At 68.9% G+C, this 9,027-nt stretch carries 9 protein-coding genes; 7 read left to right on the top strand and 2 right to left on the bottom strand.

The genetic code is table 11. The annotated features are described in order from the left end of the window. Window positions 1-60 precede the first annotated feature (60 nt). Window positions 61-567: a hypothetical protein gene (locus tag ACTS11_RS00470; protein WP_442638390.1), complete on the top strand. Its 507-nt coding sequence runs from the start codon at window positions 61-63 to the stop codon at window positions 565-567. A gap of 25 nt (window positions 568-592) precedes the next feature. Here ACTS11_RS00470 and ACTS11_RS00465 read toward each other — a convergent pair whose 3' ends face one another. Both ACTS11_RS00465 and ACTS11_RS00460 read right to left on the bottom strand, forming a co-directional pair. Next, window positions 593-754 carry a hypothetical protein gene (locus ACTS11_RS00465; protein ID WP_442638389.1) on the bottom strand — a complete coding sequence of 54 codons (162 nt, stop codon included), beginning with the start codon at window positions 752-754 and terminating at the stop codon, window positions 593-595. Window positions 755-795: 41 nt separating this feature from the next. Beyond that, window positions 796-2,223, bottom strand: coding sequence for a Glu/Leu/Phe/Val family dehydrogenase (locus ACTS11_RS00460; protein WP_442638391.1), 1,428 nt, complete (start codon window positions 2,221-2,223; stop codon window positions 796-798). 274 nt (window positions 2,224-2,497) lie between these two features. Between ACTS11_RS00460 and ACTS11_RS00455 the strand changes: the two genes are divergently transcribed. The 6 genes from ACTS11_RS00455 to ACTS11_RS00430 all read left to right on the top strand — a co-directional run. Then, the gene (locus tag ACTS11_RS00455) at window positions 2,498-4,018 is read left to right on the top strand and encodes a pilus assembly protein TadG-related protein (RefSeq protein ID WP_442638388.1); all 1,521 of its coding nucleotides are present in this window, start codon (window positions 2,498-2,500) and stop codon (window positions 4,016-4,018) included. Beyond that, complete coding sequence (locus tag ACTS11_RS00450) at window positions 4,015-4,560, top strand: TadE/TadG family type IV pilus assembly protein (protein WP_442638387.1); 546 nt, start codon at window positions 4,015-4,017, stop codon at window positions 4,558-4,560. Before ACTS11_RS00455 ends, ACTS11_RS00450 begins: the two co-directional genes overlap by 4 nt. Before the next feature lie 14 nt (window positions 4,561-4,574). Continuing rightward, window positions 4,575-5,126 (top strand): TadE/TadG family type IV pilus assembly protein, encoded by a 552-nt coding sequence (locus ACTS11_RS00445; protein ID WP_442638386.1) that lies wholly within the window; start codon window positions 4,575-4,577, stop codon window positions 5,124-5,126. Between the two features lie 135 nt (window positions 5,127-5,261). Continuing rightward, window positions 5,262-6,515 (top strand): sarcosine oxidase subunit beta family protein, encoded by a 1,254-nt coding sequence (locus ACTS11_RS00440; RefSeq protein ID WP_442638385.1) that lies wholly within the window; start codon window positions 5,262-5,264, stop codon window positions 6,513-6,515. Window positions 6,516-6,524: 9 nt separating this feature from the next. Continuing rightward, complete coding sequence (locus ACTS11_RS00435; RefSeq protein WP_442638384.1) at window positions 6,525-6,794, top strand: sarcosine oxidase subunit delta; 270 nt, start codon at window positions 6,525-6,527, stop codon at window positions 6,792-6,794. Next, window positions 6,784-9,027 (top strand): 2Fe-2S iron-sulfur cluster-binding protein (locus tag ACTS11_RS00430; protein WP_442638383.1); only part of this gene is annotated, 2,244 nt, incomplete at its 3' end. The genes ACTS11_RS00435 and ACTS11_RS00430, both read left to right, overlap by 11 nt.

Raw genomic sequence — 9,027 nt, 5'->3', positions numbered from 1 at the left:
GCTGTGCGCCCGCGCGCGCTCCCCCTCGCCAAGTGGCCCGGGACGGGCTAAGGGGCGGGCATGGCGAGGAAACGCAACATCGACCCGAACGAAGTGCTCGTCACCATGACGCCGAAACCCGTGCGCCGCGTCGTCGCCGCGGGCAGCACGGGGCTTCTGGGGGTCATCCTCGTCTACATCGCCGCCGCCTTCCCGCCCGCGGATATCCTCTGGCTCCTGTTCCTCGTGGCGGTCGGGGGGTTCTGCCTCTGGTGGGCGTGGCGGGTCTGGCAGGCGACGGCGGTGAAGCTGGAACTGACCCGCACGGAGCTGCGCGAGGAGACAGGCCGCCGCCTCTGCGCCATCGACAACGTGGACCGCGTCGACACCAGCGTCTTCGCCTTCAAGCCGGCGGCGGGCTTCCTCATCCACCTGAAGGAGCCGATGGACCGCGCCACAGCCCCCGGCCTCTGGTGGCGCGCGGGCCGTCGCGTCGCCATCGGCGGCGCCACCGCACGCGGCGAGGGCAAGGCGGTGGCCGAACTCATCAACGTGATGCTGGCCGAGCGTCAGGGCCGGTTCGACTGACCGCGCCCGGGGAGTCGGGGATCGGCTAGTCTTCCCGGTCCTTCCGCGCCTTTTCCTCCCGCTCCCGCTTGCGGATGTCGTGCCGGAACCAGAGCCAGAGCAGGAGCGCGACCAGGATGACCGCGCCCCAGACATAGGGGGCCGCAGCGCTCTCGAGGCCGCGGCCGGAGGTGGCGCCGAACCCCATCGGTCAGTCGCGCCCCCGCTCGCCGCGCGCCGCCGGGCCGCTCAGATCCCCTTCTCCTGGTAGCTCTTGGCGATGCGGTTGATGGCCACGAGGAACCCGGCGGTCCGCAGGTCCTGCACGTCGTCGCGCTCCCACCAGATCTCGCGCATGGACTGGTAGGCGCCGCGCATCGTGTCGTCGAGGCCCGAGCGCACCAGCTCCAGCTCGCCCGCGCCCTTGAGATACTTCTCCTTGAAGCCGGGCGAGAGCGTCCAGTCCACGCCCGCCGCCGCCGAGAGCCGCTCGAGCTCGTCCACGATGAGCTGGTGGCGCGACTCCTCCTGGCGGCGCTGCATCCGGCCGAAGCGGATGTGGCTGAGATTCTTGACCCACTCGAAGTAGGAGACGGTGACGCCGCCCGCGTTGGCGTAGAGGTCGGGGATGATCACCTTGCCCGCGTGGCGCAGCACCTCGTCGGCGCCCGCCGTGATCGGCCCGTTCGCGGCCTCGATGATCAGCGGCGCCTTGATCTCGTGGGCGTTGTGCATGTTGATGACGCCCTCGAGCGCCGCGGGGATGAGGATGTCGCACTCCGCCTCGAGCACGCGCGCGCCATCGGCGTGGTAGGTGCCGAAGGGGCAGTCCTTGACGCCGCCATGCCGCACGATCCAGTCGCGCAACGCCGCGATGTCGATGCCCGCCGGGTTCTCGATGGCGCCGTCCCGCTCGATCACGTGCGTGACGCGGCAGCCGTCTTCGGTGCTGAGGAAGAGCGCGGCGTGGTAGCCCACGTTGCCGAGGCCCTGCACGACCACGCGCTTGCCGTCGAGCTTGCCCGAGAGGCCCGCGCGCTTCACGTCCTCGGGGTGGCGGAAGAACTCGCGCAGGGCATACTGCACGCCGCGGCCCGTCGCCTCGACCCGCCCCTGGATGCCGCCCGCGTGGATCGGCTTGCCTGTGACGCAGGCCCGCGCGTTGATGTCGGTCGTGTTCATCCGCGCGTACTGGTCGGCGATGATCGCCATCTCCTTCTCGGTCGTGCCCATGTCGGGGGCGGGCACGTTCTGCGCGGGGTTGATCAGGTCGCGCTTGATGAGCTCGTAGGCGAAGCGGCGGGTGATCTTCTCGATCTCGTCCTGCTCGTAGTGGCGCGGATCGATGCAGAGCCCGCCCTTCGAGCCGCCGAAAGGCGTCTCGACCAGCGCGCACTTGTAGGTCATCAGCGCGGCCAGCGCCTCGACCTCGTCCTGGTTGACCGTGGGCGCGTAGCGGATGCCGCCCTTCACCGGCTCCATGTGCTCGGAATGGACCGAGCGGTAGCCCGTGAACGTCCGGATCTCGCCCCGGAGCCGCACGCCGAAACGCACGGTATAGGTGGCGTTGCAGACGCGGATCTTCTCCTCCAGCCCCGGCGGAAGCTGCAGGAGCGCCGCCGCGCGGTTGAACATCAGATCGACGGATTGGCGGAAACTCGGTTCGGCCGCCGGCATGGACATGGTGGTTCCTCCCTGACCCGGTCCTGGCGTTGCCGGTCTCTCCTCCCGGCCGCGCCGCTGGTCCAACAAACGCACAGGCCCATGCCCCGGCACAACCCGGTTTTTCGTGATCATTTTGCGGAGCCCGTCAGGAACGCGCGGAGGGTCAGAACCGGGAAACACCCTGTTTAGTTCCCCGAACTGCCAAAATTCTGCCGCGGTTGGGCGACATGACCGGGGTTCGGAGACGAATTCCGTCGCAGCGTCTCAACAGTAACAGGAGCTAGGAATGCGCCTGGAGAAGAATGAGTATCCCCGCACCGCAGCGGACAGGCCCGGTCGCACGCGCCTGATCGGCCGGTTCGTCCGCCGCGAAGACGGCACGATGACCACCTTCGCGCTGATGATCTTCGTCCTGATGGTCGCCGTGGGGGGCATCGCCATCGACATCATGCGCTACGAGACGCAGCGCGCGCAGCTACAGTACACGCTCGACCGGGCAGTGCTGGCCGCGGCCGCCGTCTCGCAGCCGCTCAACCCCGTCGAGGTCGTCGAGAACTATTTCGAGATCTCCGGGCTCCAGAACTACCGCCTGAACGTGAACGTCGAGGAAGGCATCAACTTCCGCCGCGTGAACGCCTACGCGGAACTCGAGATGAACACGCTCTTCATGCACATGTTCGGCATCCGCGTGCTGACCTCGCCCGCCGAGGGCGCCGCGGAGGAGATCATCCCCAACGTCGAGGTCTCGCTCGTGCTCGACGTCTCGGGTTCGATGCGCTTCACCGACAGCGACGGCATGCCCCAGATCGACCGCCTGCGCCCGGCCGCCCGGAACTTCGTCACCCGGGTCCTCGAGGACGAGCGTGCGGCCTCCACCACCATCAGCATCGTGCCCTATGCCGGCCAGGTGAACCCCGGCGCGGCCATGTTCGACCTGATGGGCGGCTCGCGCGCCTACATCGACTACACAAGCGGGGGCGACACCGTCACCGCGCTGCGCGATCATCCGCGCTCCTCCTGCGTGGAATTCGACAACACGGACTTCACGCGCTGGGCGATCCCCCAGGGCGAGAGCTTCGCGCAGGTGCCGCACTTCATGAACTGGGCCATCGACAACCCGACGATGGACTGGGGCTGGTGCCCGCTCGAGGACGATGTCTCCGCGGGCAATCCCTCTTCGGCCATCCAGTACCTGTCGAACAACGACGACCGGCTCAACGGCTTCCTCGACCGCATGCGCCTCCATGACGGCACCGGGACCCACTACGGCATGCTCTGGGGCCTCTGGCTCCTGCATCCCGACAGCAACTGGGCGATCCAAGCGCTTGCCGACCAGGGCATCGTCAACTCCGATTTCGAGGACAGGCCCGCCCCGTTCAACGATCCCCAGACGCTGAAGGTGATCGTCCTGATGACGGACGGCAACATCACCGACCAGTTCCGGCCACGCTTCACCGACCGGACGGAGGCGCCGATCAACGCGACGACCGAGTCGAACATCTTCTTCAACCACACCGAAGAGCTCGACCAGCAGCGCAGCGGCGACCACTGCAACGGCCAGGGCTGCCGCGTGACGGAGAGCTCGCGCAGCACCAACCTCGCGCGCTTCTACGCGGCCTGCAACACGGCGAAGCAGAACGGCGTCATCATCTTCACGATCGCGTTCAACACCAACGCGAACGGCCGAGAAGAGATGCAGACCTGCGCCTCGTCGACCGCCCACTACTACGACGTGCGCGGCTCCGACCTCGACGCGGCCTTCCAGTCGATCGCCGGCGCCATCAACCAGCTGAGGCTGATCCAGTGATCACGCGCAGAATCGGCCAGAAGATCCGGCGCTTCGCGGAGCGCGAGGACGCGACGGCGACGATGGAGTTCGTCATCACCTTCCCCATGGTGATGATGCTCTTCATCGCGGTCTTCGAGACCTCGATGATCATGACGCGCCAGGTGATGCTCGAGCGGACGCTGGACCAGGCGGTGCGCATCCTGCGGCTGGCCAACGGCCTGACGGTGACGCCGTCCGACATCCGCACGGCGATCTGCACGAACACCTCGCTGCTGCCGGATTGCCAGACGCTCCTGACGATCGACCTCCGCCGCGTGGACCGCGCGACCTATGCCGTGCCGACGAACCAGGATCTCTGCATCGAGCGTGCCGACGCCACGGCGACGCCCGCGAACCAGTTCGTCGTGGGCCAGGACAACGAGGTGATGCTGGTGCGCGCCTGCATGATCATCGACCGGATCCTGCCCTTCTCGGGCTTCGGACTGAACCTCACCCGCGACGATTCGGGCGGCCTGCACATGGTGGCGGCCTCGGTCTTCGTGAACGAGCCCGACGATTGATGGGAACCAGAGTCATGTTGAATCGCGTGAAGCACTTCCTGCGTGACAGCGGCGCCGCCGTCGCCCTCGAGACGGTCCTCATCATCCCGATCCTGATCTGGTCGTTCGTCGCGAGCTTCGTGTTCTTCGACGCCTACCGGGTCTACAGCACCTCCGTGAAGGCGACCTACATGGTCGCGGACATGCTGTCCCGGCAGACCAACGACGTGATCCCTCACGACATCGAGGGCATGGCCAACGTGATCGACAGCATCATCCGCGGCGCGGGAGCCGTGCAGATGCGCGCCACGCAGGTCGGCGTCATCAACGACGCCTACGTGGTCGAATGGTCCCACGCGGTGAACGGGGCGGCACGGCTCTTCACGTCGAACATCCCCGATATCCGCGACCGCCTTCCCAACATGCCGAACGGCGAGCGCATCGTGCTGGTGGAAACCTTCGTCGGCTACGAGGCGCCGTTCAACATCGGCCTCACGGTCCTGCGCTTCGACAACTTCACCGTCGTTCGCCCGCGGTACGCCGGCCAGGTGCCGTTCAACCCCGACGGCGTCCCGCCCTCCACCTGACGCGACGCCACGCGCGTCGCCCTCACGCCACGCGCTGTCGCGGACAGGCTTTCCAACGCCGCCCCGCCGTCCGATAACGGAACGGAGGCCGCCGCCCCTCGACGGCGGCGGCGGCAGGAGGCTCGACGAAACGAGATGCGCTATTCCGGCCTTCAGGTGCTGGCCCAGGGCCTCCTCGGCAACTCGGGCTGGCGGCCCGCCTGGCGCGATCCCGCGCCGAAGGACGCCTACGACATCGTCATCATCGGCGGCGGCGGCCACGGCCTCGCCACGGCACACTACCTCGCCAAGGAGCACGGGCTGCGGAACGTCGCGGTGCTCGAGAAGGGCTATCTCGGCGGCGGCAACGTCGGCCGCAACACGACCATCGTGCGCGCGAACTACGCGCTGCCCGGCAATTCCGAGTTCTACTCGCATTCGCTGAAGCTCTGGGAGGGGCTCGAGGCGGACCTCAACTACAACGTGATGCATTCCCAGCGGGGCATCATCAACCTGTTCCATTCCGACGGTCAGCGCGACGCCTACGCCCGCCGCGGCAACGCGATGATCAACCAGGGCGACGACGCGATCCTGCTGGACCGCGAGGGCTGCCGGAAGATCCTGCCCTATCTCGATTACGAGCAGACGCGCTTCCCGATCTATGGCGGGCTCTACCACAAGCGCGGCGGCACCGCGCGCCACGACGCGGTCGCCTGGGGCTATGCGCGGGCGGCGGACCGGCGCGGCGTCGACCTGATCCAGAACTGCGCGGTCACGGGCATCGACATCGAGAACGGCCGCGTCACCGGCGTGCAGACCACGCGCGGGGCGATCCGGGCGAAGAAGGTCGGGATCGTCGTCGCCGGACGCTCCTCGCAGGTGGCGGCGATGGCGGGGATGCGCCTGCCGATCGAGAGCCACGTCCTCCAGGCCTTCGTGACCGAGGGGCTGAAGCCCGTGATCGACCATGTCGTGACCTACGGCATGGGGCACTTCTACATCAGCCAGTCCGACAAGGGCGGCCTCGTCTTCGGCGGCGACCTCGACTTCTACGCGAGCTACGCCGCGCGGGGGAACCTGCCGATGGCCGAGCACGTGCTCGAGGCGGGCATGACGCTGATGCCGATGATCGGCAAGGCGAAGATGCTGCGCTCCTGGGGCGGCATCATGGACATGTCGCCCGACGGCTCGCCCATCATCGACAAGACCCATGTCGAGGGGCTCTACCTCAACTGCGGCTGGTGCTACGGCGGCTTCAAGGCGGTGCCCGCCTCGGGGCACACCTTCGCCCACCTGATCGCCACCGACCGCCCCCATGCCGCCGCCGCGCGCTACCGGCTCGACCGCTTCCTCACCGGGCGCGGGCTGATGGACGAGGAAGGCACCGGCAGCCAGCACAACCTCCACTAGGGACCCCGAATGCAGATCGACTGCCCCCTGTGCGGGGCCCGCGACATCCGCGAATTCACCTACAAGGGACACGAGACCTACCTCCACCGCCCGGAGCCGGACGCGGCCCCCGAGGCGTGGAACGACTACGTCCACAACCGCGAGAACCCGGCGGGGCGCACGCGCGACCTTTGGTATCATGGCGCGGGGTGCGGCGCGTGGCTGCTGGTGACGCGGAACACGGTCACGCACGAGATCGAGCACGTCGCGCTGGCGCGGGAGGTGCGCGATGCGGGTTGAGGGACGCGGGCGCATCGACCGGTCGAAGCCCGTCAGCTTCACCTTCGACGGACGGACCGTGACGGGCTTCGCCGGCGACACGGTGGCCTCGGCGCTTCTGGGCCGCGACATCCGCCTCATGGGCCGGTCCTTCAAGTACCACCGCCCGCGCGGCCCCCTGACCGCGGGCAGCGAGGAGCCGAACGCGCTGGTGCAGGTGGGGCGCGGGCACGCGATGGTGCCGAACGTGCGCGCGACCGTGCAGGAGATCCACGAGGGGTTGACCGTCACCAGCCAGAACCGCGTCGGCCCGCTCGACCGCGACCTGATGGCGGTCAACGACCTGCTCTGGCCGTTCCTCGGCGCGGGCTTCTACTACAAGACCTTCATGTGGCCACGGAGCTTCTGGGAGGGCCTCTACGAGCCGCTCATCCGCCGCGCGGCGGGCCTCGGGCGGATGACGCGCAAGGCTTCGCCCGAGGAGAGCGAGAAGGCCTTCGCCTTCTGCGACCTTCTCGTGATCGGGGCCGGCCCCGCGGGCCTGATGGCCGCGCTGACCGCCGCGCGGGCCGGGGCGGACGTGATCCTCGCCGAGGAGCGCGCGGAGTGCGGCGGCAGGCTCCTCTCCGACGCCGAGGAGTTCGACGGGAAGCCCGCGATGCTCTGGGTCGAGGACATGCTGGCGGCGCTCGCGGAAACAGGTCGCGTGCGGGTGATGACGCGCACCACCGTCACCGGCGTCTACGACGGCCTCGGCTTCGGCGCCCTCGAGCGGGTCTCGGCCCACCTGCCGCACGACCCCGACCTGCCGCGCGACTGCTTCTGGCGCATCCGGGCGAAGGCCGCCGTGCTGGCCGCGGGCGCGCTGGAGCGGCCGATCGCCTTTCCGGCGAACGACCGGCCCGGCATCCTGCTCGCCTCGGCCGTGCGCACCTACCTCAACCGCTACGGCGTGGCGGCGGGGCGGAACGTGACGCTCTTCGCGACGAACGACGACGCGCACCGGACGGCGGTGGAGTTGCAGGAGGCCGGCCTCCGCGTCGCCGCGGTCATCGACAGCCGGAGGGGCGTCGCGAAACGCGGCGACTACCGCCTGATCGAGGGCGGGCAGGTCATCGGCACGAAGGGGCGGCTCGGCCTGTCGTCCATCACCGTCCGCCACGGCAGCCGGACGGAGGAGATCGTGACCGACTGCCTCGCCATGTCGGGCGGCTGGAACCCCAGCGTCCATCTGACCTGCCACCTTGGCGCGCGACCGGTCTGGGACGTGGAGGCGAAGGCCTTCCTGCCCGCCCCGGGCGCGGTGCCGGGCATGATCCCGGCCGGGGCCTGCAACGGCGCCTTCTCGACGCTTGCCTGCATCCGCGAGGGCGACGCGGCGGCGAAGGAGGCGCTGAAGGCGCTGGGGCTGAAGCCCAAGCGGACGAGCCTGCCGGACGCTTCGGACGAGGCGGGCACGGGCACCGCGCTCTGGTATGTCGAGGGCAAGGGGCGCGCCTGGCTCGACTTCGCCAACGACGTGACCACGAAGGACGTGAAGCAGGCCGCGCAGGAGGGTTACGCCTCGGTCGAGCACATGAAGCGCTACACGACGCAAGGCATGGCGCCCGACCAGGGCAAGTCCTCGAACATCGCGGCGCTGGCGCTGCTCGCCGACAGCACCGGGCGCGGCATCCCCGAGACCGGGACCACGACCTACCGACCGCCCTTCGTCCCGGTCTCCATCGGCGCGATGGCGGCGGGGGCGGAAGGCAAGGGCTTCGCGCCCGAGCGGCGGACCACCTCGGACGCGGCCGCACGCGACCGGGGCGCGCCGATGATCGAGGCCGGGCTCTGGTACCGGCCGAGCTACTTCCCCAAGGCGGGCGAGACGCATTGGCGCCAGTCCTGCGACCGCGAGGTCGCCATGGTGCGCGACGCGGTGGGCGTCGTCGATGTCTCGACGCTGGGCAAGATCGACGTGCAGGGGCCGGACGCCGCCGCCTTCCTCGATTTCGTCTACGCGAACACGTTCTCGACGCTGAAGCCCGGGCGCGTGCGCTACGGCCTGATGCTGCGCGAGGACGGGCACGTCATGGACGACGGTACCGCGGCGCGGCTGTCGGAGGAGCATTTCGTCATCACCACGACCACCGCCGCGGCGGGCGAGGTGATGATGCATCTCGAATTCGCGCGGCAATGCCTGAAGCCCGGGATGGACGTGGCGATCATCTCCGTGACCGAGCAATGGGCGCAGTTTTCCGTCGCCGGGCCG

It is taken from the genome of Roseicyclus sp., assembly GCF_052168335.1.
In the GTDB taxonomy this organism is placed as follows: domain Bacteria; phylum Pseudomonadota; class Alphaproteobacteria; order Rhodobacterales; family Rhodobacteraceae; genus Roseibacterium.
This window is presented reverse-complemented; position numbering and strand designations above follow the sequence as displayed.